This window comes from Devosia oryzisoli (assembly GCF_014837245.1).
In the GTDB taxonomy this organism is placed as follows: Bacteria; Pseudomonadota; Alphaproteobacteria; order Rhizobiales; family Devosiaceae; genus Devosia; species Devosia oryzisoli.
Genome location: NZ_JACYFU010000004.1, coordinates 225,782 through 250,256, shown reverse-complemented (window position 1 = coordinate 250,256; position 24,475 = coordinate 225,782). Strand labels below are relative to the sequence as shown.

21 protein-coding genes are annotated in these 24,475 nt (G+C 64.3%); 5 read left to right on the top strand and 16 right to left on the bottom strand.

The annotated features are described in order from the left end of the window. Complete coding sequence (locus IC608_RS15660) at positions 1–1,482, top strand: DHA2 family efflux MFS transporter permease subunit (protein WP_191777464.1); 1,482 nt, start codon at positions 1–3, stop codon at positions 1,480–1,482. Between the two features lie 30 nt (positions 1,483–1,512). Here IC608_RS15660 and IC608_RS15655 read toward each other — a convergent pair whose 3' ends face one another. Next, a complete protein-coding gene (locus tag IC608_RS15655; RefSeq protein ID WP_191777462.1) occupies positions 1,513–2,289 on the bottom strand; it encodes a sulfite exporter TauE/SafE family protein in 777 nt (258 codons plus the stop codon). A gap of 119 nt (positions 2,290–2,408) precedes the next feature. Further along, complete coding sequence (gene argB, locus IC608_RS15650) at positions 2,409–3,311, bottom strand: acetylglutamate kinase (protein ID WP_191777460.1); 903 nt, start codon at positions 3,309–3,311, stop codon at positions 2,409–2,411. A 171-nt stretch (positions 3,312–3,482) separates the two neighbouring features. Between argB and IC608_RS15645 the strand changes: the two genes are divergently transcribed. Together IC608_RS15645 and IC608_RS15640 are read left to right on the top strand one after the other, a co-directional pair. Then, positions 3,483–4,034 carry a sigma-70 family RNA polymerase sigma factor gene (locus IC608_RS15645; protein WP_191777458.1) on the top strand — a complete coding sequence of 184 codons (552 nt, stop codon included), beginning with the start codon at positions 3,483–3,485 and terminating at the stop codon, positions 4,032–4,034. Continuing rightward, positions 4,031–4,735, top strand: a complete 705-nt coding sequence (locus IC608_RS15640) for an anti-sigma factor (RefSeq protein ID WP_191777456.1) — start codon at positions 4,031–4,033, stop codon at positions 4,733–4,735. Before IC608_RS15645 ends, IC608_RS15640 begins: the two co-directional genes overlap by 4 nt. Before the next feature lie 24 nt (positions 4,736–4,759). Here the strand turns inward: IC608_RS15640 and tilS are convergent, their stop codons facing one another. The 13 genes from tilS to IC608_RS15580 form a co-directional block, all read right to left on the bottom strand. Continuing rightward, complete coding sequence (gene tilS / locus IC608_RS15635; RefSeq protein WP_191777454.1) at positions 4,760–6,022, bottom strand: tRNA lysidine(34) synthetase TilS; 1,263 nt, start codon at positions 6,020–6,022, stop codon at positions 4,760–4,762. Beyond that, on the bottom strand, positions 6,019–7,053 hold the full coding sequence (ybgF, locus tag IC608_RS15630; protein ID WP_191777447.1) for a tol-pal system protein YbgF: 1,035 nt from the start codon (positions 7,051–7,053) through the stop codon (positions 6,019–6,021). Before ybgF ends, tilS begins: the two co-directional genes overlap by 4 nt. 168 nt (positions 7,054–7,221) lie before the next feature. Beyond that, the gene (gene pal / locus IC608_RS15625; RefSeq protein ID WP_191777669.1) at positions 7,222–7,677 is read right to left on the bottom strand and encodes a peptidoglycan-associated lipoprotein Pal; all 456 of its coding nucleotides are present in this window, start codon (positions 7,675–7,677) and stop codon (positions 7,222–7,224) included. A gap of 235 nt (positions 7,678–7,912) precedes the next feature. Next, positions 7,913–8,938, bottom strand: a complete 1,026-nt coding sequence (locus IC608_RS15620; RefSeq protein WP_191777445.1) for a peptidoglycan -binding protein — start codon at positions 8,936–8,938, stop codon at positions 7,913–7,915. Positions 8,939–8,941: 3 nt separating this feature from the next. Further along, positions 8,942–9,937 carry a flagellar motor protein MotA gene (locus IC608_RS15615; protein ID WP_191777443.1) on the bottom strand — a complete coding sequence of 332 codons (996 nt, stop codon included), beginning with the start codon at positions 9,935–9,937 and terminating at the stop codon, positions 8,942–8,944. Between the two features lie 118 nt (positions 9,938–10,055). After that, on the bottom strand, positions 10,056–10,850 hold the full coding sequence (locus IC608_RS15610; RefSeq protein WP_191777441.1) for an inositol monophosphatase family protein: 795 nt from the start codon (positions 10,848–10,850) through the stop codon (positions 10,056–10,058). 132 nt (positions 10,851–10,982) lie between these two features. Next, the gene (locus IC608_RS15605; RefSeq protein WP_191777439.1) at positions 10,983–12,125 is read right to left on the bottom strand and encodes a tetratricopeptide repeat protein; all 1,143 of its coding nucleotides are present in this window, start codon (positions 12,123–12,125) and stop codon (positions 10,983–10,985) included. Beyond that, on the bottom strand, positions 12,122–12,727 hold the full coding sequence (locus tag IC608_RS15600; protein WP_191777437.1) for a thiamine phosphate synthase: 606 nt from the start codon (positions 12,725–12,727) through the stop codon (positions 12,122–12,124). Before IC608_RS15600 ends, IC608_RS15605 begins: the two co-directional genes overlap by 4 nt. A 165-nt stretch (positions 12,728–12,892) precedes the next feature. Continuing rightward, positions 12,893–13,924 (bottom strand): class I fructose-bisphosphate aldolase, encoded by a 1,032-nt coding sequence (locus tag IC608_RS15595; protein ID WP_191777435.1) that lies wholly within the window; start codon positions 13,922–13,924, stop codon positions 12,893–12,895. Between the two features lie 226 nt (positions 13,925–14,150). Next, positions 14,151–15,353, bottom strand: a complete 1,203-nt coding sequence (locus IC608_RS15590; protein ID WP_191777433.1) for a phosphoglycerate kinase — start codon at positions 15,351–15,353, stop codon at positions 14,151–14,153. A 148-nt stretch (positions 15,354–15,501) separates the two neighbouring features. Next, positions 15,502–15,654: a hypothetical protein gene (locus IC608_RS18520; RefSeq protein ID WP_345890915.1), complete on the bottom strand. Its 153-nt coding sequence runs from the start codon at positions 15,652–15,654 to the stop codon at positions 15,502–15,504. A gap of 27 nt (positions 15,655–15,681) precedes the next feature. Then, on the bottom strand, positions 15,682–17,220 hold the full coding sequence (locus IC608_RS15585; RefSeq protein WP_191777431.1) for a putative maltokinase: 1,539 nt from the start codon (positions 17,218–17,220) through the stop codon (positions 15,682–15,684). A gap of 28 nt (positions 17,221–17,248) precedes the next feature. After that, positions 17,249–19,174, bottom strand: a complete 1,926-nt coding sequence (locus tag IC608_RS15580; RefSeq protein ID WP_428056061.1) for an alpha-1,4-glucan--maltose-1-phosphate maltosyltransferase — start codon at positions 19,172–19,174, stop codon at positions 17,249–17,251. 362 nt (positions 19,175–19,536) lie between these two features. Here IC608_RS15580 and malQ point away from each other — a divergent pair, with 362 nt between their 5' ends. Next, positions 19,537–21,687, top strand: coding sequence for a 4-alpha-glucanotransferase (malQ, locus tag IC608_RS15575; RefSeq protein WP_191777427.1), 2,151 nt, complete (start codon positions 19,537–19,539; stop codon positions 21,685–21,687). A 69-nt stretch (positions 21,688–21,756) separates the two neighbouring features. Continuing rightward, the gene (gene treS / locus IC608_RS15570) at positions 21,757–23,823 is read left to right on the top strand and encodes a maltose alpha-D-glucosyltransferase (RefSeq protein ID WP_191777425.1); all 2,067 of its coding nucleotides are present in this window, start codon (positions 21,757–21,759) and stop codon (positions 23,821–23,823) included. A gap of 18 nt (positions 23,824–23,841) precedes the next feature. Here treS and IC608_RS15565 read toward each other — a convergent pair whose 3' ends face one another. Next, entirely contained in the window at positions 23,842–24,372 is a 531-nt protein-coding gene (locus tag IC608_RS15565) for a putative glycolipid-binding domain-containing protein (RefSeq protein ID WP_191777423.1), read from the bottom strand. Positions 24,373–24,475 lie beyond the last annotated feature (103 nt).

The window sequence follows — 24,475 nt, the reverse complement described above, 5'->3', positions numbered from 1 at the left end:
ATGTCTCCACACACTGGTGAGGGCGGGCCACCTGATCCGCGCCGCTGGGTGGCTCTGGCCATCCTGCTGATCGCCAATTTCATGAATCTGATCGACGTGACGATCGTCAATGTCGCGTTGCCGTCCATGCGCGAGAACCTGGGCGCCTCGGATAGCCAGATCGAATGGGTCGTTGCCGCCTATGTGCTGGCGTTCGCCCTTGGCTTGCTGCCCTTCGGGCGGCTGGGCGACATCGTGGGGCGCACCCGCATGTTTCTGCTCGGGGTCGGCGCTTTCACCGCGGCTTCGGCATTGTGCGGTCTCTCCCCCAGCATCGAGATGCTCATCGCGGCGCGCGTCCTGCAGGGGTTTGCCGGCGCCATGATGACGCCGCAGGTGCTGGCCATCGCCACCGTGACCTTTCCGCCGCAGGAACGCGGGCAGGCCTTCTCCCTGTTCGGTCTTTCGGCGGGTCTCGCCTCGGTGTGCGGGCCGATCCTGGGCGGGGTCTTGATCGACGCGCACATCTTCGGGCTCGATTGGCAGCCAATCTTTCTTGTCAACGTGCCCATCGGCATTCTGGCGGTCGTTGCCGGATGGTTCCTGATCCCGCGCCTGCCCGGCCATGCCGAGCTCAAGAACGACTATGTGGGCATCGCGCTTTTTGGCCTTGGTATCGTCGCCGTGGTGTTCCCGATCGTCGAGGGGCGCACTTATGGCTGGCCGCTCTGGGCGTTCGGGCTGATCGCGCTCGGGCTGGTCATGCTCGGCCTGTTCTACCTGTGGCAGCGCCGGCGCGCTCAGGCGGGGGAACCGCAACTGCTCAACTATGACCTGCTGCGCAGCAAGGACTTCATGTTCGGCGCCTTCGTCGTCACCGTTTTCGCTTCGGGCATTCCGGGCATGTTCATGGTGATTTCGTTGCTGCTGCAGGCGGGCTTCAACTTCACACCACTGGAATCTGGCCTCACCAACACACCATTCTCGGTAGGCGTGTTGATCGCCTCCTTCATCGCGGGCCGCTTCGGAGCGCATTATCTGCGTTCCCGTCTCGTCGCCGCAGCGGGGCTGCTCACCTTCGGCATCGGCTGGCTCCATTTCATCATTGCCGGCGTGGCTGACACGATCGACCACTGGTGGTTCCTGCCGCCGTTGTTGATCGCCGGCATTGGTCTGGGCCTGGGCTTTTCGTCGCTGTTCCAACTGGTCCTGCGCAGCGTTCCCAATCGCGACGCCGGCGCGGGTTCGGGTGCACTTCAGGCATTCCAGCAGGTGGGCGGCGCGCTCGGCGTCGCTTTGGTGGGCCAAATCTTTTTCACCAACCTCGGCAACAACTTTGCCGCCGGCGCCGGCCCGCACGCCGCATTCGCCGATGCCACGGCCCTTGCCCTTTGGTATCAGGTGATCTCGTTCGCGATCGTGCTGATCCTGGCCTTCCGGTTCAAGGGGTCGGGGAGCCAGCCGCAAGGACGTTCTGTGCACGCGGTGCCTGTCGAGGCTTGAATGATATGGGCCGCCTCCTGGCGGCCCTTTCTATTTCAGCAACTGCCAAGTCTGGTAGCCGGCAAGGGCGATAACCAGCAGTCCGACCATGAGCATCAGGCGCTGGCCTGGTATTTTCTTGACGACGAACCCGGCAAGAGGGGCCGCCAGGATGCCGCCCACCACAAGGCCGGCCACGGACCAGATGTGGCCGCCGATGCCGTCTGCCTCGGCCCAGTGGCCGGAGAAGATGGCGACAAGGAAGGCTGCCGACACGGCGGTGGTGATGAAGAACTCAACCGTGTTCACCGTGCCGACCACGAACCGCGGCGCCGCGCCGGACCCGATGAGGCTGGTCGTGACCACAGGGCCCCATCCGCCACCGCCGGCGGCATCAACGAAGCCTCCCACCAGACCGAGTGGGGCGACGACTGCCGCGTGCGGATCGACGACAGAGCGGCGGGCCCGGAATGCGCGATAGAGGATGTAAAGGCCCATCACCGTGAGGTAGGCGGTCACGTACGGGCGGAGCATGGCGCCATCGATGCTGGTCAGGACATAGGTGCCGAGCACTCCACCCAGTATCCCTGCCGGCGCCAGACGCCAGAACAGCCGCCAGTCGACATTGCGATGGCTGGTGTGGCTGATGGCCGAGGCCGCGGTGGTGAACATCTCGGCGGCGTGCACGCTGGCCGAGGCTACCGCAGGCGTGACGCCGAAGGTGAGCAGGACGGTTGAACTGACCACGCCATAGGCCATCCCCAAGGCGCCATCGACGATCTGGGCCAGAAACCCCACTCCCGCAAACAGAAAGAATTCGACCGGCATGCTGCCTCCCCTGGCGTTGCGGGGGTACACTAGAGGTTAGTCTACTGGTCGAGTAGTGTTAGCCAAGCGAGAGCTTTGCGTCTCTCGGCTGCCGGACGAAATTGTTTACCAATTTCGTCCTAGTGAACGATCAGCGTGCCGGCGCCGTGTTCGGTAAAGAGCTCCACCAGAACCACGTGCGGCGTCTTCCCGTTGAGGATCACCACGCCCTCCACCCCATTCTCCAGCGCTTCGAGGCACGTCTCGACCTTGGGGATCATGCCGCCCGAGATCGTGCCGTCGGCGATGAGCGCCTTGGCATCGCGGACGGTGAGCTCGGAGATCAGCTTGCCCTGGGCATCCAGCACCCCCGGAACATCAGTGAGGAACAGGAGGCGCTTGGCGCCGAGCGAGCCTGCAATGGCGCCGGCGAAGGTGTCGGCATTGATGTTGTAGGTGTTGCCGTCGCGGCCGGGAGCCACTGGCGCAATGACCGGGATCATCTCCGAGCGGGCGAGAAGATCGAGCAGGGTGCGATCCACTTCGACGGGTTCGCCCACAAATCCGAGGTCCAAAAGGCGCTCGATGTTCGAGCCCGGGTCCTTGACCCGCTTCTCGGCTTTTCGGGCAAAGACCATGTTGCCGTCCTTACCGCAGAGCCCAATGGCCCATTCGCCCTCGGCATTGATCAGCGCCACGATTTCCTTGTTGATCGACCCCGCCAGCACCATCTCGACGACGTCCATGGTGCGCTGGTCGGTGACTCGGAGGCCGCCTTCGAACTTGGATTCGATGCCGAGGTTCTTGAGCATCGAGGCAATCTGGGGCCCGCCGCCATGGACGACGATGGGATTGACCTTGGACTGCTTGAGAAGCGCGATGTCGCGGGCGAAGGCGCGGCCGAGCTCGATGTCCCCCATGGCATGGCCGCCATATTTGACGACGACCGTCTTGCCCTCGTAGCGCTGCATGTAAGGCAGGGCCTGTGCCAGGATGCCAGCGTCGTGGCTGAACCGGTCGACGGAGGAGGCTTGTTCGGTCATGAGCAGGTTCCCTTGGCAAGGCGTGCAATCGCGCAAAGGGTCTAGTGCATTTTGGGTTCCGATGAAATCGGCTTCGGCGCCAAAAAACGCGCAGCGGTGATCCTTTTCCCCTGAGACGCCGTATCAGTCTGGTTGCCGTTGGCTGGCCGGTTCCTGGAGGTCCATTCGAACATGTCCACGCAGACGCCTTCGGCTGAAATCGCCGATCTCATCGCTCGCTGCGCGCTCCGTGACCGTCAGGCGTTCCGCACGCTCTATGGCCGCACGAGTGCGAAACTCTTTGGCGTGGTCCTCCGTATATTGAGGGACAGGGCAGAAGCCGAGGAAGCGATACAGGAAGTCTACATCAAGATCTGGCAGCGGGCCGATCGCTACGTCGCGGGAAATACCAGCCCGATCAGCTGGCTCGTTGCGGTGGCGCGAAACCACGCCCTGGACATTGTTCGGGCGCGGCGACCGCAGGCAGACGATCTGGATGTTGCAGCCGATATCCCCGACGCGGCGCCCGATCCGGAGCGGCGGATGCAATCGAGCGAGGACGGAGAGCGGATCGAACACTGCCTCTCCATTCTCGAGGCGGACCGTGCAGATGCTGTGCGGGGCGCCTATCTCGACGGATATAGCTATGAGGAACTGGCGCAGCGCCATGCGGTGCCGATCAACACGATGAGAACCTGGCTTCGGCGGAGCCTCATCAAACTGCGAGAGTGTCTTTCAGCATGAGCCAGACGGCAGACGGCGAGGAGCGAGGCGGGCGCGAGGCATTGGTTGCCGAGTATGTGCTGGGGCTCCTCGGTCCGCGGGAGCACGCGCGGGTGGCGGCGCTGATCGAGTCCGACCCCGCGCTGGCTGCGGAACGCGATTTCTGGCTGGCCCGCCTGTCTCCGCTCGATGCGCAGTTCGCAGAGCAGGTTCCTCCGGCAAGGATTCTCCCGGCAGTGGAACGGCGGCTGTTCGCAGATGCGCCGCGCTCCACCTGGTGGGATAGCCTCGCGCTCTGGCGCGGCTTGGCGGCCGGTGCACTTGCGGTTGCCGTTCTCGCCGTTGGCCTCAACGTCACGCGACCTGCCCCCGATGTTTCAGCGCTCACCACACAACTCGTCGCTGCGCTGGAGGAAGAGGGGAGCGATGTGCGCTTCATCGCCCTCTATGACGGCGAGGGGACCGTCAGGCTCACCGCATTGTCGGGGAGTGAAACGCCGGACAAGGACCTTGAGCTCTGGGCCATCCAGGGAGACGCCGCGCCGATCTCCATGGGCGTCATCCCGGTCAACGAGCGCTCCAGCGTGGTCCTCAGCGAGCGCGTGCTAGAGGGCTGGGGACAGGGGTCGGTGCTGGCCATCACTCTTGAACCCAAGGGTGGCGCGCCGGAAGGCAAGCCCACAGGTCCCGTGGTCGCCAAAGGCGCTGTGCATCAGATCTAGCCTGCTGCTGCGTCCATGGCAGGGCTAGTCGATGAGAAGTTCAACCTTGATCCTCTCGTCAAAGGACCAGCCGCCGAGCGACAGAAGGCCACCTTCGGCATCGCGCACGATGGGAGCGGTTCGAATGGCCTCGGCCGGCGTTGTCACCTTGAACCCGAGGACGCTCTCCAGGCGATGGCGAGGCATGAAATCCGTCGAGCCGGCGACAAGATCGTTGTGATCGGAGAGGTTGGTGATCAGGAACCGGTGATCCCAGATCAAGCCGCCCCCAGGAGGCAAGGGCTGGTCGGCAGGCAGGTTTCTGCCGGGCTCCCGGCTGACCACGAGGTTGTCGTCCCGCAACCGGACCATGGCCCCCAGAAGCGTCGCAGCCCGCGGCAGAGTGGCGGAGACAATCTGGTCGTAGAGACGCTCCACCGGACCGAGCGCCCTTGGCTTCTGCCTGCCTCCGACGATGTTGAGGATGCGCATCAGCACGCGTCGGCCCAGCGCCGGGCTGAGAGCGCCAAACGCCTTTCGGTCCACCGTCGCGGCTCCGAAGCCATCGAGTGACACCAGTTCGGCGAAGGCAGCGTCGGCCATTTCTGCCAATGCAGCATCGGCTTCGGCCATGCGGGCCGCAAAGCGCGACAAGGCCGCGCCGTCGAGGCCGTCCTCGGCCAGAAGCGGTAGTTTTTCGCGCCATCGAACGCGCTCGTAGCTTCTATCGGTGTTGGATGGGTCCTGTGCGGGGTCGAGGCCTGCGGCCTCCACCAGCGCCCCAAGCGCCGATGGCTCCACGTCAAGCAGCGGCCGGAACACCCGGACGCCCTCCACCAGGCTCATCGGGCTCATGCCCTTGAGACCTTCGATGCCGCTCCCATGGGCGAGGCGCATCAATACGGTTTCGGCCTGGTCCGAGCGGTGGTGGGCGGTCAGGAGCAGGGTGGCGCCATCCGCAGCCATGGCCTCTCCGATGAGCCGGTAGCGCGCGTGCCGCGCCGCTTCCTGCAGCCCGGTGTGTGGCTTGGGGCCTTCCCAAATAAGCAAACGCACATCAAGTCCAAGTGCCCGCGCTTCGCGCTCCACCATGGCTGCCTCAGCAGCCGCTTCAGGGCGCAGACCGTGATCGAGTGTATAGACGATCAACCGCGGGGCATCCGGCCTGCGCTCCGCCCAAGCGTGCGCCAGCAGCATCAAGGCAAGGCTGTCCGGTCCACCAGACACAGCGAGGCCGATGGTGGTTTCCTGAAGGGCGGGGGCGAAGAGGTGATCGAGCGTGGCCGGATCACCCAGGTCTGGTGTCACGCCGAGGGGCATCCGGCGCGGGCCTTTTCCTCGCTCAGCCGTGACTTGAAGGCGGGGATCGTATCTGTGTAGCGCTGATCGACTTCTGCGAAGGTGCGGCAGGCTGTTTCGGTTTCTCCTGCGCCGTTGAGGGCCACCCCGAGCTTGAGCAGCAAATCGGGAGCGCGGCTGCTGTCCGGGTGCTTCTGGAAGGCGTTGAGGAGGACCTCTGCTGCCTGATCGAAGGAGCCTTGCGCGATCAGGGATTCGCCGAGCCAGTTGGCAGCGTCCGGTCCCTGCGGATTGTCAGGGTAGAGCTCGAGGAACTGGCTTAACTGTTCTTCCGCGAAGGCATAATCTCCCGCGACGAACGCCTCGTAGCCGGCCTTGTACTGCGCGTCGGCATCGGGGTTGCCACTGGCGTCGGCTGTAGGATCGTAGCTGAGGTCGAGCGGTCGGCCGGTGATGAGGTCGACGCCACCGCTCAACCCTGTGCCAACGAGAGGGTCCGAGGAGGCACCTACGCCATCCGCATCACCCGCCGAGCCGTCGTCAAAGGTGGGGTCGAACTCAAGTTCGCCCGGCAGGGGTTTCACGCCCTGTTCGGGGATGTCGGTCAGCGGCGCGGGTGCGTTGCCAGTCTGATCGGGGGCAGGGTTCTGCGGCAACGCCTCGGGCTGCGTCGCGCCGCCCGGTTGGGTTGCCGCATCAGTTTTTCCCCCGGCACCGCCTTCCAGTTGCTGGAAGCGGAATTCGCTGTCTTCCTGCATCCGGTTGATGAGTTCCTGCAACTGGGTGAGTTGGAACGTCAGCCCCTCGATCTGTCCGTTGAGCGAGCGAATCTGTTCCTCGAGCTGCTGGATGCGGACCATGGTCTGGGCCTGGTCCGCCTGCGCCACCTGCAGCCGTCCATTGTTGCCGTTCGTCAGGGTCAGGCCGCCCAACTCAGCCGGCGGCAAGATCGTCTGGGCCTGCGCCGCAGTGGCGCATAGCCCCAGGCCCAACGCGCAAAGCGCCGCGCGGCCCAGTTGTGAAAGATTCCTCAGGGTCAAGCCAAACTCTCCAGCGCAAATGACGTGCGTGCCAAGATGGGTGTTATGGGCCCTCGGATAAAGGCCAAATTTGGTCAAAAGAAAGCGCCCGGGCCAATTGGTGGCTCCGGGCGCTCTTGCCTCCAGTTTTCACTGGACCGATTGGCCCCGTTGCCGGGGCCGTTAGGGCTACTGGACCACCGTCACCGCGCGGCGGTTCTGGCTCCAGCAGGAGATGTCGTTACAGATTGCCACCGGGCGTTCCTTGCCGAAGGACTGGCTGGTGATGCGCGCCTGGTTGACGCCCTTGGAAACGAGGTAGTTTACCACGACGTTGGCGCGGCGCGCGCCCAAGGCGATGTTGTATTCGCGCGTACCGCGCTCGTCAGCATGGCCTTCGATCATGATGCGGTAGTTCTGGTACTGGTTGAGCCAGGCGGCCTGCTTGTCCAGCGTGGCCATTGCAGTGTTGGTCAGCGACGACGAGTCGGTCTCGAAGAAGACGCGGTCGCCTACGGTGACCAGGAACTCCTGCTGGCTGCCGGGTGCGCCGCCACCGGGGCCGACATTGCCGACGCCGGTCAGGCCGACATTGTCATTGGGGGAACGCGAACAGGCTGCGATGACCACGACGAACAGCAGCATCGCCGCGGCACGCAGTGCAGTATTAATTGGGGCGGGGATGACCACGACAGGCTCCTAGAAAGGCGATAATCTTAGGTACCGCATTTACCGCGCTTAATCTTAAAAGCGGGTGTCTCAACGTGGTTAATCTTTGCCTATTCGGGCGCGAATGTGGCGCGAATCCGGCCTTTTTCGCGCCGTTGTAACGGCGCAACACTGGGCCTGCCGGTGGCATTAAGGTTAAGCTGCGCCGGGGTCAGCCCTCGGTGAGCTTGAACTCGATGCGGCGGTTGCGCCGATAGGCCTCGTCGCTTTCGCCCGGATCGAGTGGCGAAAATTCGCCGAAGCCGGCGGCCACGAGGCGTGCGGGCGCGACCCCTTTGGAGACCAGATACTGCGCGACGGAAATCGCGCGCGCGGCGGACAACTCCCAGTTGGAGGGGAAACGGGCGTTGGAGATCGGGCGCTTATCGGTATGACCATCGATGCGCAGCACCCAGTTGATGTCGGGCGGAATTTCTTCTTCCAGTTGCAGGATGGCGTCGGCCAATGCGTCGAGTTCGGGCGTACCCGCCGGGTCGATTTCGGCCGATCCCGGATCGAACAGAACTTCGGACTGGAACACGAAGCGATCGCCGACGATGCGCACGTCGGCACGGCCTTCGAGAATTTGCCGAAGCCGGCCGAAGAAGTCGGAGCGATAGCGCGAGAGATCCTGCACACGCTGGGCAAGAGCGACATTGAGGCGCCGGCCGAGATCGGCGATCTGGCTGCGGCTTTCGGTGTCACGCGCCTCGGACGCTTCCAGTGCAGCCTCGAGTGCGCCGATCTGTGAGCGCAGCGCGGCCAACTGCTGGTTGAGCAGGGCGACCTGTGCGTTGGCCTCATCGGAGAGTTTTTGGGCGTCGGTCAATTCCGACTGCAGCCCGGCAAGTGCTGCGTCGCGCTCGCCAATATTGCCGCCGAGGCCGGAGAGCTGGGCGCTGAGGCGATCGTTCTCCGATTGCGCGCCGGCCAGGGTAGCGGTCAGCGACGCCAGTTGTGAGGTGAGGTCATCGGAGTTGGAGCGCTCGAGCTGGAGCATCTCTGTCAGTTCGGCGATCTGGCTGTTGAGGCGCGCCAGCGCCGTGTCCCGTCCCTGAATTTCCTGCCCAAGGAAAAACTGGGTCAGCATAAAGAGGCTGAGCATGAAGATGATGACGAGCAGGAGGCTCGACAGGGCATCGACGAAGCCGGGCCAGTAGTTGGCCTCCTGGCGCCTGCGGGAACGGGCCCCCGGCATCAGTTATTCCCGCCGCTCGTTGTCGGCTTCGCGCAGCATCGCCTCGATCAGGTCGCGCAGCTTCTTGTTGGTTTCACCCTGCTCGGTGATGTAGCGCCGCAGATCGTCCTGCTCGGTGCGGATGTGCTTGACGAGGCCATCGATGCCGCGGGCCAGCTCCGCCATCGCCCTGATGGCGTTTTGCGAAGAGTTCTGGTTCTGCATGCTGGCGCCCATGCGCTCGATGGCGGCCTGAATCTCCGCATTCGGCACGCCCATGGAATTGGCCTGCATCGCGGTGACGGGGTGGTCGAGTTCCGTCATCGAAGTCATCCAGTCTTCGAGATCGGTGTAAAAGGCATTCTGCGCCTGGCTGGTCTGGAGATCGAGAAAGCCCAGCACCAGGGAGCCGGAAAGGCCGAACAGGGAGGACGAAAACGCCGTGCCCATGCCGCTCAGCGGCGCGACAAGGCCTTCCTTGAGATTGGTAAAGAGCGTGGCGCTGTCACCGGAGGTCACGTCCAGCGCGTTGATGACGCTGCCGACCGAGGTCACCGTTTGCAGCAAACCGTAAAAAGTGCCCATGAGGCCCAGGAACACCAAAAGGCCGGTGAGATAGCGGGACGTATCCTTCGCTTCGTCGAGGCGGTTGCCCACGCTGTCGAGGATGGAGCGCATGGAGGAGGGCGTGATCACCGCTTCCCCGATCCGCTCGCGCAGGATGCCGGCGACGGGGGCCAGGAGAACCGGCTGGCGCGCCGTGGTCATATTGCCGTCCTGCAGGGAATTGACCCACTTCACCTCGGGAAAGAGCCGCGCAACCTGGCGGAAACTGAGGAAGATGCCGATCGCGAGGGTGAAGAAGATCAGCGAATTTATGAAGGGGTTGGCCCAGAAGAAGGTGACGATGGTGGAGAACAGAATGGCCGCGACCAGCGCCACGAGCACCAGGAAGATGACGATCTTGACCAGGTAAACGGCTGGACTGCCGAGGTGGTAGGGATCGTAACCTTGAGTCATGTCGCCGGACCTAGCCCTCATACGCAAATCAACCGCTCCGAGACTAGTGGTGGGCGAAAGGCGTGACAACGGAAAAGGTTAACGCGCGGCCGCGCGGCAAGCGAAAACGGCCGCCGACCTACTTGATTGACTTGATTTCCTTGAGCAGGGCGCCCTGCAAGGTCTCGTTGCCCGCAACGACCTGGCCATTCCAGACCGAGCCCGGCTGACCGGCGAAATCGGTAACGAGGCCACCGGCTTCGCGGATCATGAGAAACCCTGGCGCCACGTCCCAGGGTTGCAGCCCTGCTTCCCAGAGCGCGTCGAAGCGGCCGGCGGCGAGCCAGGCCATGTCGATCGAGATCGAACCACCGCGACGGATGCCGGCGACGGCCGGATTGATGGACGCCAGCTGGCGCAGCTGCAGGGCATCGTTGGACGTGCCTTGCGTCTTGATACCCGTGGACACAACAGCATCCGAGAGGTGCCGCCGGCCGGCAACGCGCAGCCGCTTGCGGTCAGCCAGCCAGGCGCCGCCGCCCTTTTCGGCCGTGAACATCTCGTCCATCACCGGGTTGTAGATGACCGACGCCACGATCTCGTCGCCGCGCTGCAGGGCGATGGCCACGGCGAAGAGCGGGATGGAATGGAGGAAATTGGTGGTGCCATCGAGCGGGTCGACGATCCAGGTGTGCTGGCCGTCGGTGCCGGCGACCTGGCCGCCTTCCTCCATCAGGAAGGCATAAGTCGGACGGGCCTTGCGCAACTCGTCGAAAACAATCTGCTCGGCCCGCAGGTCGGCCTTCGAGACGAAGTCGGCAGGGCCTTTGCGCGAGACCTGCAGGTTCTCGACCTCGTTGAAATCCCGCACCAGCGACTTGCCGGCTTTGACAGCGGCGCTGACCATGACGTTGAGGAGGGCGGAACGCGCCATTGGGTGCTCGCTTAGTTTGATGGGCGACGGCGGGCCGGCGCATGCGCAGCGGGCGCAGGTCCGATCCAGGGGGCAGGGCCCTGCCGCAGGATTTATGTGTGGGGCGCTTTTTGCCTCAGAACCGGCATGGGTTCAAGGGCTTTGCGCCGGGGTCTTTGGTTGGTCCGGTTGTTCGCCGGGCGCCGCTGCGACGGGTTGGTCTGGCGGCGCCGCAGCGTCATCGTTTCCGGCTGCCGGATCGACGACCTTGCTTGGGGCATTTTGGGGATCGGTTGGCTTGGGCAGCACCGGCCCCTGTGTCTCGGGTGCGGCAGCCGATACGCCGTTGTCGGGCGGAGGAGAGGGCCAGAAGCGAGCGCGCTCTTCGGCGCGCGCCAGTGTTTCCGCAGGAATGGAGGCCAGAAGCTCGTCGAGGGCCTGGTCCGTTAGCCCCTGCCGGCGCGCCAGCGCCCGCCACATCGCCGCCTCTTCGAGGTCGCGCTTGACCCCTTCACCGACGGCAAGGAGCTTGGCGTAGCGGTTCTGCGCCACCGGGTTGCCTGCCTCGGCGGCTCGCCGATACCAGGCGACGGCGCCTTCGAGGTCGCGCTCCGTGCCCTGACCGAGATAGAGCAGTGTGGCATAGTCGATCTGAGCGGAAACCAGACCCTGTTCGGCGGCGAGACCAATGTAGCGGGCGCCTTCCTTCTCGTCGGGCGGCACACCTGCCCCCTCGAGCAGCATTGAGCCGTAATCGTACTGCGCTTCGGGCAGTTCGGCCTCGGCGGCCTCCTTCATCAGCGCCGCTGCCTCGGTGAGACTGGGCTCGGCGTAGATGCCTTCCACATGCAGCAAGGCGAGATTGTATTTCGCCGGAATGTAGCCCTTCTCCGCTGCCTGCTTGAACAATTCTGCAGCCCGCTCGCGGTCCTTGGTGACGCCGACACCCTCTTGGTAGAGCATGCCCAACTCGAAGATGGCGAGCCGGTCACCATTCTTGGCGGCCAACTCATACCAACCGGCGGCGCGCTCCGCGTTCTGCGCGACGCCGAGCCCCTTGGCGTAGAGTTCGGCGATCAGCGTCTGGGCTGCGGCATCGCCTTTCTCGGCGCGCGGCAGCGCCAGGTCGAGCGCCGTCAGAAAGTAGCCGCGCTGGAAGGCTCCAAAGGCATAGTCGACGGGCTTGCCGGCGTCGAAGATTTCGGAGCTGATCGCCTTGGCAGTATCATCCTGCGCCAGTGCCGGCGCAGCAACCAGAGGCGCCAGGAGGAGTGCGACGCGAAGGCGGCCGATCATGCAGGCTCCCCGAGCGCACGCTCGATACCGGCGAGGGCCGCACTTGGATCGGCGGATTTCCAGACGGTGTCCGAGCAGGCGACAAACTCGGCGCCGCTTGACGCCAGCCGCGCCGGATCGGCACCCGGCACGGATAGCACGGCCGGAACCTCGAACGTCTCCACCCACCACCGGCAGAGCTCTTCTGCATCGGGCTGGGTCGCACCATCCAGGGCGCCGAAGAGCAGATAATCCACGTCAAGCTCGCCAAAGCTCATCGCGTCGTGCCGGCTGCGGATGTTGCCGACACCGACGATCCCGTCGGGCTTGAGCGCTTCGGTTGCCGCGCGGATCGCCGTGACGCCACCAGCCGTGATGTGGACCCCGTCGGCACGGCTGCGGCGCGCCAGGGCCACGTCGTCTTCCACCAGAACCGCAGCCCCCGCTGCCTGACCGACCTGAACGACGCGGTCAACAAGCCTCGCATAGGCCTCCTCGTCGCGTTCGCCCCGGCGCACGAGGATGGCGGCTACCTCGGGCCCCGTCAGCACTGCCATCAGCAAGCGATCGAAGCGCGCCGGATCGGCATCAGGCGGAGTGATGAGGTAAAGCTGGGCGGCCATGACGTTCCCAAGGGTCTGAGCGGACCGTCCCTAGGCGCGCATTTTGGCGATAAAGGGACGGAGAGGCACCATTAGGCAATACTCCCGCAAGTGTCCATCACGGCGGGCAAACAGAAAAAGGCGCGCCCGGAGGCGCGCCAGTCGTGACGTTGGGACGTCAGGTTCTCAGGCAGCAGCGCGGTCGCGTTCGTTGCTCCACTCGCCCAGCGCGGCAAGGGAGTTCATGTGCGCCCGGTGCGCGAACGCCTGGCGGGCTGCCGCGAAGTTTTCGCGCCGGCCAGCCCAAGTGCGCAGCGCGACGTTCTGTAGGGCGCGGCCATAGGAAAAGGTCAGGGGCCAGGGCTTGTTGGGGATCCGGTTCATGGCAGAGAGATGAGCCGTCGCTTCCTCATCGGTCTGCCCGCCCGAGAGGAAGGCGATGCCCGGAACAGCGGCGGGGACATGCTCGCGCAGCACGTCAACGGTTCGCCTGGCGACGTCTTCAAAGCCGGGGCGTTCGCGCGAATTGATGCCGGGCAGGATCATGTTGGGCTTGAGCAGCATGCCCGCCAGATCGACGCCAGCAAGGCGAAGCTCCTTGAAGACGTTTTCGAGCACGTCGCCAGTGACCTGCGCGCAGCGCTCCATGGAGTGGTTGCCCGGCTCGCCATCGCCCACCACCTCGGGCTCCACGATGGGGACGATGCCGGCCTCCTGGCAGAGCATGGCGTAGCGCGCCAGAGCATGGGCGTTGGCGCGGATGTTGTTGCGGGTGGGGGCGATGTCGTTGATGGTGATGACGGCCCGCCATTTGGCGAAACCGGCGCCGAGCTCGGCGTAATGCGCGAGGCGCTGGCGCAGGCCGTCGAGGCCCTCGGTGATCTTCTCGCCGCCTTCGCCCGGCATGGGGAAGGCGCCGCGGTCGACCTTGATGCCGGGAACGCAATCGGTATCGGCGAGAATGGCGCGGAAGGGGGTGCCGTCGGCGGCTTCCTGCTTCAGTGTCTCCTCGGTGAGGATGACACCGGAGATGTAGTTGCGCATGGCTTCGGAGGCGCCGAACAGCATCTCCCGATAATCCCGGCGCAGATCGAGCGTGTTGGGTAGGTTGATCTTGGCAAAGCGCTTGCCGATCGTGCCTTCGGATTCATCGGCGGCCAGAATTCCCTTGCCGGGCTCCATCAGCTTCTGGGCAATGGCATTGAGCGACTTGGTCATGGGGCGGAACCTCGGTTGAACGTCGCCCGAGACATTAGACTTTCGTTGCCGGCCTTTCGATTAGACGTCCGGTTATGAGACGAAAGGATGATCTTGTATGGTAGATTGTGAAGGAACCGGATGAATGAGTTCCAACCCAGCCCAAGCATAACATTCATTGTGGCCACAAGCGTGTCGTGGCCACAAATCAGAAGACATCAGCCGCGCTCGGCCGGAACGGAGCAGCCTATTTCTTCAGCGCCTCGACGCCGGGGAGTGGCTTGCCTTCCATCCATTCGAGAAACGCGCCGCCGGCGGTGGAGACGTAGGTGAACTTGTCCTTGACCCCGGCATGGGCCAGCGCCGACACCGTGTCGCCGCCACCGGCCACCGAGGTGAGCTTTCCGTCATGGGTGCGCTTGGCGACGTATTGGGCGAGGGCGACGGTGCCCTTGTCGAACGGCTCCATCTCGAATGCGCCGAGCGGTCCGTTCCACACGACGGTATTGGCATCGTCGATGGCGCCCTGGATGCGCTCGAGCGAGGAGGGGCCAACGTCGAGGATCATGCCATCCGGGTCGATGCTGTCGACGCCGTAGAGCCGATTGGGAGAGTTGGCCTTGAAGTGCCAGGACACGACCGCATCGACCGGCAGGAGAATGGCGCAGTTGGCCTTGCTGGCCTTGTCCATTATGCGGCGCGCGGTGTCGGCAAGATCCTTCTCGCATAGCGATTTGCCGACGCCAAAGCCCTGCGCAAAAAGGAAAGTGTTGGCCATGCCCCCGCCGATGACGAGCGCGTCGACCTTGCTCACGAGGTTTTCGAGAAGGTCGATCTTGGACGACACCTTGGCGCCGCCGACGATGGCGATCACCGGCTTCTTGGGCTTGCCCAGGCCCGCCTCGAGCGCCTCGAGTTCGGCCTGCATGGCAAGGCCCGCGGCGGCCGGCAGCAGATGGGCCAGCGCCTCGGTGGAGGCGTGAGCGCGGTGAGCCGCCGAGAAGGCATCGTTGACGTAAACGTCGCCGAGCGAAGCCATGCGCTGGGCAAGGTCCTGGTCGTTGGCTTCTTCGCCCGGGTGGAAGCGTGTGTTTTCCAGCACCAGGACAGAGCCGGCAGGCGCTTCCTCGATGGCCTTTGCAGCATCGCTGACATCTGTCCAGTCGGTGGCGACGAACCCGACGGGATGGTGGGTGAGGTTGGCAACCGCCTCGCAGACTTGTTCCAGGGAGAAGGTTGGATCGACCTTCCCCTTGGGGCGGCCGAAATGAGAGAGGAGGATGGCCTTGCCGTCCTTCTTGACGACCTCGCGGATCGTGGGCACGAGCCGCTCGATGCGCGTGGCGTCGGTCACCTTGCCTTCCGCGACCGGCACGTTGAGATCGGCGCGCAGCAGGACCCGCTTGCCCTTCAGGTCGAGTTCATCAAGGGTCTTGAAAGTGGTGCTCATCGCTGCCTCCGCTCTTCCGTATCGGCGTGGGTAGCAGAGTGTCCCCACGGGCGAAAGCGGGGCGACGAAAAAACTCGGGTTTCGAAGCGGTGCCTGTGTGTGATCGGGCGGCGATGCACGAGGCGGTCCACCCTTGTTGCCTAGTCGCCTACGCGGTTGGGGGTGAGCATGACGACGGCAGAGGCGCCAGGGTGAGGCGCAGCGAGGCCGGCCGGCTATGCCAGCCGACATCCCCGGCGTTGATATGGCCGCCATTGACCACATTCGAGCCGCCATAGATTCCGGCGTCCGAATTGAAGATTTCCCCCTAACTGCTGCTCTCGGGCCGTTAGCCCTCGTTCAATAGGTCTCGGATGCCGCTTAGGGGAATTTCGACCCAGTCGGGCCGGTTCGCCAGCTCATAACCGACTTCGTAGATGGCCTTCTGCAGAACGAAGAGATCGGTGAGCGCCCTGGCGAAATCCGCATCGGTGGGATAGCTGGAGGCCCCGGCGACGTGGACTTGATAGGCGGCGAGGAACTCCTCCGCCACGCGTTGCTGCCAAGCCATGACCCGCGCCCTCACCGCGTCGGGTACTGTCCCATGTTCGTGCCGGTAGCGGTCAAGCGCAGTCCAGGCGGCATAGTGGAACGAGCGCAGCATGCCGGCGACGTCGCGGAGCGGAGACGATTTTGCCCGTCGCTCGGCGAGGCTGCGCTTGGGCTCGCCTTCAAAATCGATGATCATCACGTCGCGGTTGGTGATGAGCACCTGGCCCAGGTGGTAGTCGCCGTGAATTCGAGAGCGGCCGCCGGATGGCGACATGGCCGCCGTTGCTTCAATGCGCTGCACCAGGAGGTCGCGCGCGCGCAGGACCTCTTCGGCGACAATGCGGGCGGAGGCGGACAGGACGGAAAGCCCCGCTTGCAGCCGATCGAGCAGGTCGTGAGTCTCCTCCACCGCTTCCTTGACCCAGGCGGCGACATCATCACGCTCAAGGGCCTCCACGTGGAAATCAGGGTCGCTGGTCTTCACGGCAAGGGACTGGTGCATCTCGGCAGTGCGCTGGCCGAGGATAGTGCCGATCCAGGCGCCATCGTCGTCGCTGCTGCCCAGAAGACTTTGCGTCAAAGCCGTCGTCACAAAGGCCCAAGCGTCGCCCTGATTGGGGACGAAGGCGAAGGCGGCGGCCAGCGTGGTCGCCTCGCCTCGATCGGGGCGAAGCATGATCTCGCCCAGGAAGGCCGGGGCGTTTCGGAACTGGCCGGCGCCGGTGAGAAAGCGCGCCACTTCCACATCCGGCTGCTCGCCCGGACGCAGGCGCCGATAGAGCTTGAGGATGATCTCATTGCCAAAGGCGATGGAAACGTTGCTCTGCTCGGCGCCCAGGGGGCGGGCTGCTGGAAAGTCGGCGTGCTGGCGGAGCCGGTCCGTTCCCGCAAAGACAACGCTGCCGTCTGGGGCTTGAAGCTGCCGGTTGTTGCGCATGCCCTCCAGCAAGGCCCTGGCAAGATCGGGGTGGAGCGCACTATCGACCAGAGTGCCGCTCCGCGCGCCTGCTTTGATCCTGGCGAGGGCGGGCAAAGAGGTTGGTGGGGCCGGTTCGCTGTCGTCGGAGCTCCATTGCACGGCAAGGGGGAGCAGATAGCGTTGCGTTTCCTCGCCCAGGCGCACATCGGCGGCAATCAGGGCATGCACGCCATCCTCAAGCTCGCCCAGCGGGTGCAGGCGAACCGAGGTGATGGCGCGATCCTTGGCGCCGAACCAGCGCTGGCGCGGCAGAAACTGCGGCAGGGTGCTGGCCTGGAGCTGATCCACCCCATCCCCATTGAGGGCCGAGGTAATGGTGCCGTCCGAGGTGCTGAGCACTGCAAGAGGATCGGTCATGACCCGCGCCTCGTGGAGCCAGCGAGGCTCATCGTGCCGCTCCCGGGGGGATCAGCCGCCAGATGGCATAAGGCTTGTAGTAGGGGTCGAGATGGATGTGCTGGTACTTGCCGTGCCAGGTGAAATGATGGCCCGTGACCATGTCCTCCACCTCGATGGACGCGTTGTCGGGCAGGCCGAACCGCCAGAGTGGCACCTCGAAGTCAGCGCCGTGCTGGTTGTGCGGATCGAGGCAGACGTGGAACAGCAGGAAGTCGGACATGTCGTCCGAGTACTTGCCGTAGCACATGATGTCTTCGTTCCAGGCATTATAGAAATCGAGATTGGTGAACTGCTGCAGGGCCTTGTGCTCGTGCCGCAGGCGGTTGAGGAACTGGATGTCCCACTTGATATTGTCGGGCTTGTCCATGTCCCAGGCCCGGATCTCGTACTTTTCCGAGTTGAGGAATTCTTCCTTTCCGGGCACGGGGACGGCTTCGCAAATCTCAAAGCCGTTGTAGATGCCATAGCTGCCGGCCAGCGTGGCGGCGAGAATGAGCCGTGTCTGGAAGCCGGCGCGGCCGCTGCTCTGCAGATAGCGCGGGTTGATGTCGTGCGTGGTGGTGAAGAAATTGGGCCGCATGTAGTGGCGGCATTCTTCCTGCGTGAGCTCGGTCAGGTATTTCTCGAGCTCCCACTTGGCATTGCGCCAGGTGAAGTAGGAATAGCTCTGGGCAAAGCCGACCTTGGCCAGCCGCTTCATGACCTTGGGGCGCGTGAAGGCCTCGGACAGGAAGACAACGTCGGGATGCTCTGCGCGCACCTCGCCGATCAACCACTCCCAAAAGGGAAAGGGTTTGGTATGCGGGTTGTCGACGCGAAAAATCTTCACGCCGTGGCTGATCCAGAGAAAGACGATGGCTCTCAGTTCGTACCAGATGCTGGGCAGGGCATCGCGGTAGAAGTGGACGTTGACGATGTCCTCGTACTTCTTGGGCGGGTTCTCCGCGTACTTGATGGTGCCGTCTGGCCGCCAGTCGAACCACTCCGGATGCTGCTTGATCCAGGGATGGTCGGGCGAGCATTGGATTGCAAAGTCGAGGGCGATTTCCAGGCCGTGGTCGGCGGCTGCCCGCACCAGCCTGTCAAAATCCTCAAATGTCCCCAGCTTGGGCTCGATCGCCTCGTGACCACCGGCACTTGAGCCGATGGCGTAGGGACTTCCAGGATCGCCGGGCTCGGAGATGAGCGAGTTGTTCCTGCCCTTCTTGTTGGTGCTGCCGACCGGATGGATGGGCGTGAAGTAGAGCACGTCGAAGCCAAGGTCGCGCACGTAAGGCAAGCGGTCGATGACGTCGCTGAACGTGCCGTGGCGCGCCGGATCGCCCGATTGGGAGCGCGGGAACATCGAGTACCAGGCGCCGACCGCCGCGATCTTGCGATCGACGAAAATCTGCAGCGTGCGTTCATAGCGGCTGAGATTGGTCCGGACCGCCGCGCGCTCCATCAACGCCTTGACGGCATTGGAGCTCAAAAGACCGAGCCGCTCGGGACCGCTCTCCAGGCTGGCAAGGGCGCTGAGTACATCGGCTAGTTCTGCCTTGTCGGCGGCGCTGGCGCGATCGGACGATTGTGCCGCCACCAGCATGCGCCGGCCTTCTTCCAGTTCGAGTGCAATATCGACCCCAGCGGCGTGCTTCTTGGCAGTGTCTTTCCGCCAGGTCCCGAACAGATCGCGCCATCCGATGATGGTGAACTGGTACATTCGGTTTTCCGGGAAGACGACGCGCGCCCGCCAGCGGTCGTTCTCGAGGAATTCAAGCGGCGTCTCCTGCCACGCCTCGCTGCCGGCAGGGCGGTGGAGAACGGCCGCATCAATGGTTTCGTGCCCGTCTCCGAAGACATCGGCCTCGATGGTGACCGGATCGCCCACCACCGCCTTGGCCGGAAAACGCCCGCCGTCGATCTCGGGCATGATGCCTTCGATGGCGATGCGATTTGCCGCGAGAAGGCGCAGAGTGTGTTCGCTTTCCTGGTCCCTGCGGCGGCCCGCCGGAGCAGCCTCGCTGCCCGCTCCGAGGCGCTCCTGTCCCGCTCTACTGCTGGTGTCTTGCAGTGGCATACGGTCCCCCGATTGTCCGATCTTCAAGGTTCCAATGCCTGAGGTGGGGCTTTGGGTTCCATTTTCCGGCCAGCGGGTCAATGCAGACGGTCTGGAGCAGCCGAGAGTGCATGGCGCGTTACGGTGCGGAACCGATCATGGCGCCGGAGGATTGCGGGAAAGCCTTCGTGACCTGCCAATGGGCATGGAGTGTCGCAGGTCAGCCGGGAGCGGGGATGCCAACTCAACCAGATCGAGCGGGATCGGCGCTCGAGAAACTCGCGCAGCGATCAGGCATCTCCACACGCTACGAAAATGCCTATGGCGAGATGCTCGCCGTTCCTCCCGAGACGATCACCCGCCTTCTGGGCAGCATGAATATTCCGGTTGCGACTGAAGCCGATGCCGCGGTTGTCCTGCAGCGGCTGGACCAGGAGGATGCCGAGCGCGTCCTGCCGCCAACGATCGTCGCCGTTCCCAGGGATGGGGTCTGCAGTATTGCGCTGCGCAACGTTCCCCCGGCAAGGCCGCTCGAGTGGGCGGTGACGCTCGAAACCGGCGAGACGCGAACTGGTCGATGTTCGGCCGAGGCGGGGGACGGAGCACATGCGGGGACCCTCGTTCTGCCGCTGCGAGACCTCCCTTTGGGCTACCATCACCTGCGGCTGCCGGAACTGGGCGCGGAGGCGCATCTCATCGTCAGTCCGGGGCAGTGCTGGCTGCCGCACGATACGGCGCAAGGGCACTGGGGGATTGCGGTACAGCTTTACCTCGTTCGGTCGGCCACCAACTGGGGGATCGGTGACTTCTCGGACCTGCGCGTCCTTGTCGAAATGGCTGCGAGACGGGGCTGCAGCTTTATCGGCCTCAATCCGCTGCACCAGATGTTCCTCGACAGCCCGGAAGCGGCAAGTCCCTACTCTCCGGCGACGCGGCTTTTTCTCAATCCGCTCTATATCGATGTCCGCGCCGTTCCGGAGTGGAACCACTGCCCAAGGGCGCAGGCCCTGGTGGAGGCGCCGGCGTTCAAGAGCCGCCTTGAAGGGTGCCGGGCGGCGCGCCTTGTCGACTATGCCGCGGTGGCCGGGCTCAAGCTCGACGCCCTGAGGCTTCTTCATCGCACGTTTCACCATGATGCAGCGCCGGAGCGGCGGGAGGCCTTCGCGGCGTTTCGCGCGACGAAAGGGCAGAGCCTTAAGCGCGCTTCGCTGTTCCAGGTGGTGCGGCAGGAGGTGGGTCAGGGTGACCCCTCGCGAGGGGATTGGCGCCACTGGCCGGAGGCGTTGCAGGCAATCGGGTCTCCCGAGCTTGCCGCGTTCGCGCAGGAGCATCAGCCCGAAATCGACTTTCAGGACTGGCTGCAGTTCGTTGCGGACGAACAGTTGCGCCATGCTGCAAAGGTGGCGCAGCGGGCCGGCATGGCTATCGGGCTTTATCGCGATCTTGCGGTGGGGTGCGATGCATCGGGCGCCGAAACCTGGGCCGATCCGAATGCCTTCGTGGAAGCAACGCTGGTGGGGGCGCCGCCCGACATCTTCAATCCGGCCGGCCAGAACTGGGGCCTGCCGCCCCTCGACCCGGTCGCCATTGCCCAGGACGGGTACCGCAGCTTTGCGCAGTTGATCCGGGCCAACATGCAGCACGCCGGAGGGCTGCGGATCGACCACGTGATGGGCCTCAAACGCCTGTTCTTCATTCCGGAGGGGCTGAGCCCGTCCGAAGGCGCCTATGTCGGTTTCCCGCTGGACGACCTGATCGGCGTTCTCGCACTGGAATCGCAGCGCCAACGGTGCCTCGTGGTCGGAGAAGACCTCGGCACCGTGCCTGCCGGGTTCCGCGAGCGGCTCGAGGCGGCCAACATCCTGTCCTATCGGGTCCTCTTTTTCGAACAGGATTTTTCGAGCGGCAGCTTCAAGCCGCCTGAGGCGTATCCGAGGCTGGCCTTCGCCAACACGGGAAGCCACGACTTGCCGACATTGATGGCCTGGTGGAGGAGCGAGGATGTGACGCTCAAGGAAGGCCTCGGCCTTTACGCAACGGCGGACGAAGCCAGGAGCCAGGAGGATCGGCGGGAACGGGAGCGGCAGTCCATTCTCGAGGCGTTCGTGCACGCCGGTCTCCTTGAGGCGCCGACCGAGGCGGCAGTCGTGTCTGCGGAACGGTTCGCCGTATTGGCGCACCGTTACCTTGCCCGCACGCCCTCGCTGCTCGTCGCGACGCAACTGGATGACATGACGCGGGATGTCGAACCGGTGAATATTCCCGGCACCTCCACCGAGCATGCCAACTGGCGACGCAAATATCGCGTCACCCTTGAGGAGTTGGAGAACGACAAAGAGGCCTGGGCGCTGGTTCAGCCGCTTGGCCGCAACGCGAGCCGCACTTGAGTCGTTCGGACACCAGGGCCGCGCGTTTTGATGGTCCACGCATCGTCAAGGAAACCCGCAAGGCACCTCATGGATAGACCCGATCCCCAGTACATCGAGTGGCTCCTCAACCAATCCATGCTTGCCAATGCGCGAAAACTGGCCAGCCGCTATGCGGGGCAGGGGCGCTTCTGGCGCAATCCCTATGCCGAGGCCCGGCCGCGGGCGGCGTCCGCGCTGGCCTCGGTGTGGTTCACTGCCTACCCGGCGGCCATCGTCACGCGCGAGGGCGAGAGCGTTCTGGCGACGCTGGGCGATCCAGAGCTGTGGCGGTGCCTTTCCATCATCGGCGTCCAGGGCGTCCACACCGGGCCGATGAAGGAGGCGGGCGGCATCCGCGACGGCGTCAAGACACCGACGGTGGACGGCAATTTTGACCGCATCAGTTTCGATATCGACCCCAGCTTCGGGACGCAGGAAGAATTCGTGGCGATGAGCCGCATGGCGGCGGCATACAACGCCATCGTCATCGACGACATCATCCCCGCCCATACCGGCAAGGGTGCCGACTTCCGCCTCGCCGAGATGTTCCACGACGATTATCCGGGGCTCTACCACATGGTGGAAATCCCTGAGGAAGATTGGGAGCTGCTGCCCGAAATTCCGGAAGGACGGCGGGCCGCCAACCTATCCCCGGCCGCTGTCGATGCGCTCAAGAGCAAGGGCCACATCGTCGGGCAGTTGCGGCGCGTGATCTTCTTCGAGCCGGGGGTAAAGGAGACCGACTGGAGCGCCACGGACGTGATCGTAGGCGTCGACGGCGTGGCCCGGCGCTGGGTGTACCTGCACTACTTCAAGGAAGGGCAGCCCTCGCTCAACTGGCTCGACCCCTCCTTTGCGGCGCCGCAAATGATCGTGGGCGATGCGCTTCATTCGCTCGACGTGCTCGGAGCGCGCGGGCTGCGGCTCGATGCCAACGGTTTTCTCGGCGTCGAGGTACGGCACGACGAGACGGCGTGGTCGGAGGGCCATCCGCTGTCGCTGGTGGGCAATCAGCTCATCGCCGGCATGGTGCGCAAGGCGGGTGGCTTTTCCTTCCAGGAACTCAACCTGACGGTCGACGACATTGCCGACATGTCCAAGGGCGGGGCCGACCTCAGCTATGACTTCATCACCCGGCCCGGCTATCACCATGCGCTGCTGACCGGGACGACCGAATTCCTCCGGCTCATGCACCACATCATGCATGAGTTCGAGATCGACCCGGCGTCACTGATCCACGCGCTGCAGAACCATGACGAGCTGACGCTGGAACTCGTCCATTTCTGGACCAAGCACGCCAACGACACCTTCACCTTCGAGGGACAGGCCTGGCCGGGCGCACTGCTGCGCGAGCACCTGCGCGACATCCTGTATCAACGCCTGACCGGAGACAGCGCGCCCTACAACCAGCGCTTCGTGGCCAACGGCGTGGCCTGCACCACCATCAGCGTCATCACGGCGGCGCTGGGCATTCGCAATCTCGGGGAGATCGGTCCGGAGCAGAGGCAGCTGATCCAGCGCATTCATCTGCTGCTGGTGATGTATAATGCCTATCAGCCGGGGGTCTTCGCGCTGTCCGGGTGGGATATGGTGGGTGCGCTGCCGCTCGAGATGGACGAGGTGGCGGAACTGGTGGCGGAGGGAGACACCCGCTGGATCGAGCGCGGCGCCTATGACCTCGTCGACGTCAATCCAGGCGCCAGCCATTCCAGTGCCGCGCTGCCCAAGGCCAGGATGCTCTATGGGCCGCTCAACCAGCAGCTGGAGGATCCCAACTCTTTTGCGAGCCAGCTCAAGCATCTCTTGGCCGTGCGCCAATCCTATGGGCTGTTCGCGGCGCGGCAAGTTGCGGTGCCGGACGTGCAGAACCCGGCGCTCATGGTAATGGTGCACGAACTGCCCGATGGCCGCGGGCTGCAGGTGACCGCTCTCAACTTCGGTCCCGATCCGCTGGAGGAAACGGTCGTGCTCGACCATGCCGAGACGGGGCCGGTGGTCGACATGCTCAATGGCCGCATCTATGGCGACCTGCCGGACAGCGGGGAATTGTTCATCCGCCTCGGCGGCTATGAGGGGCAGTCGCTGCGCATCGTGGGGGATGTCCCGACGATCTGATAGCTGAGCCCGAGTGCGTCATTCGCGCTGGAAAAGCTCGGGGTAGTCCACAACCAGCCGGTCCGCGTCGACCTCGATTACCCGTTCGAAATCGGCGGACTGAAAGCGGAAGTGACCCGGATCAAGGCACGTATAGACCTGTTCGGCGCGCTTGACGGCGAGCGTGGTGGCGTCAACCCACGCCACGGCAATGCGTTGCGACAGGCCGTCGGTCCACGCCGTGCGCCAGAGGGGCAGGGAATTGGTCAGGGGGGTGGGCCAGATGTCGATGTCGATGGCGCCGCGCAGGGCGGCGAGCGGCTCGGCACGATCATCGGACCAGTTGCCGGCGCCATCGGAAAAGAGCTCTAGGCTCCGGCCGTCGGTGCGCTCGAGCTTGACCGTGCGGGTGTGGCCGTTTTCGTCGAGCTTGAGACGGTAGAAGAGGCCAAAGTCCGGGCCGATGATGGTGCCCCGGATACGGGTGTCGCGGCCATTGGCGACCACGTGGCAGTGCTCGATGGTGGCGGGCTCGAGGCCACGCCAGCGGATGGATCGGTTGAGGATCATTGGGCTCGTGCACGCGATGTTTTGACGCGAAAGCGGAGGTCCTTTTTACCGTGGTTCTGGAGCGTGAAACAGGGGTTCCCGCTTGCGCGGGAATGACGTGGTG

Bases quoted from the DNA above. Each gene is read 5' to 3' on its own strand.
- IC608_RS15660 (WP_191777464.1), top strand. From the start codon at position 1: ATGTCTCCACACACTGGTGAGGGCGGGCCACCTGATCCGCGCCGCTGG.
- IC608_RS15655 (WP_191777462.1), bottom strand. From the start codon at position 2,289: ATGCCGGTCGAATTCTTTCTGTTTGCGGGAGTGGGGTTTCTGGCCCAG.
- argB (WP_191777460.1), bottom strand. From the start codon at position 3,311: ATGACCGAACAAGCCTCCTCCGTCGACCGGTTCAGCCACGACGCTGGC.
- IC608_RS15645 (WP_191777458.1), top strand. From the start codon at position 3,483: ATGTCCACGCAGACGCCTTCGGCTGAAATCGCCGATCTCATCGCTCGC.
- IC608_RS15640 (WP_191777456.1), top strand. From the start codon at position 4,031: ATGAGCCAGACGGCAGACGGCGAGGAGCGAGGCGGGCGCGAGGCATTG.
- pal (WP_191777669.1), bottom strand. From the start codon at position 7,677: ATGCTGCTGTTCGTCGTGGTCATCGCAGCCTGTTCGCGTTCCCCCAAT.
- IC608_RS15620 (WP_191777445.1), bottom strand. From the start codon at position 8,938: ATGCCGGGGGCCCGTTCCCGCAGGCGCCAGGAGGCCAACTACTGGCCC.
- IC608_RS15615 (WP_191777443.1), bottom strand. From the start codon at position 9,937: ATGACTCAAGGTTACGATCCCTACCACCTCGGCAGTCCAGCCGTTTAC.
- IC608_RS15610 (WP_191777441.1), bottom strand. From the start codon at position 10,850: ATGGCGCGTTCCGCCCTCCTCAACGTCATGGTCAGCGCCGCTGTCAAA.
- IC608_RS15605 (WP_191777439.1), bottom strand. From the start codon at position 12,125: ATGATCGGCCGCCTTCGCGTCGCACTCCTCCTGGCGCCTCTGGTTGCT.
- IC608_RS15600 (WP_191777437.1), bottom strand. From the start codon at position 12,727: ATGGCCGCCCAGCTTTACCTCATCACTCCGCCTGATGCCGATCCGGCG.
- IC608_RS15595 (WP_191777435.1), bottom strand. From the start codon at position 13,924: ATGACCAAGTCGCTCAATGCCATTGCCCAGAAGCTGATGGAGCCCGGC.
- IC608_RS15590 (WP_191777433.1), bottom strand. From the start codon at position 15,353: ATGAGCACCACTTTCAAGACCCTTGATGAACTCGACCTGAAGGGCAAG.
- IC608_RS15585 (WP_191777431.1), bottom strand. From the start codon at position 17,220: ATGACCGATCCTCTTGCAGTGCTCAGCACCTCGGACGGCACCATTACC.
- IC608_RS15580 (WP_428056061.1), bottom strand. From the start codon at position 19,174: ATGCCCGAGATCGACGGCGGGCGTTTTCCGGCCAAGGCGGTGGTGGGC.
- malQ (WP_191777427.1), top strand. From the start codon at position 19,537: ATGCCAACTCAACCAGATCGAGCGGGATCGGCGCTCGAGAAACTCGCG.
- treS (WP_191777425.1), top strand. From the start codon at position 21,757: ATGGATAGACCCGATCCCCAGTACATCGAGTGGCTCCTCAACCAATCC.
- IC608_RS15565 (WP_191777423.1), bottom strand. From the start codon at position 24,372: ATGATCCTCAACCGATCCATCCGCTGGCGTGGCCTCGAGCCCGCCACC.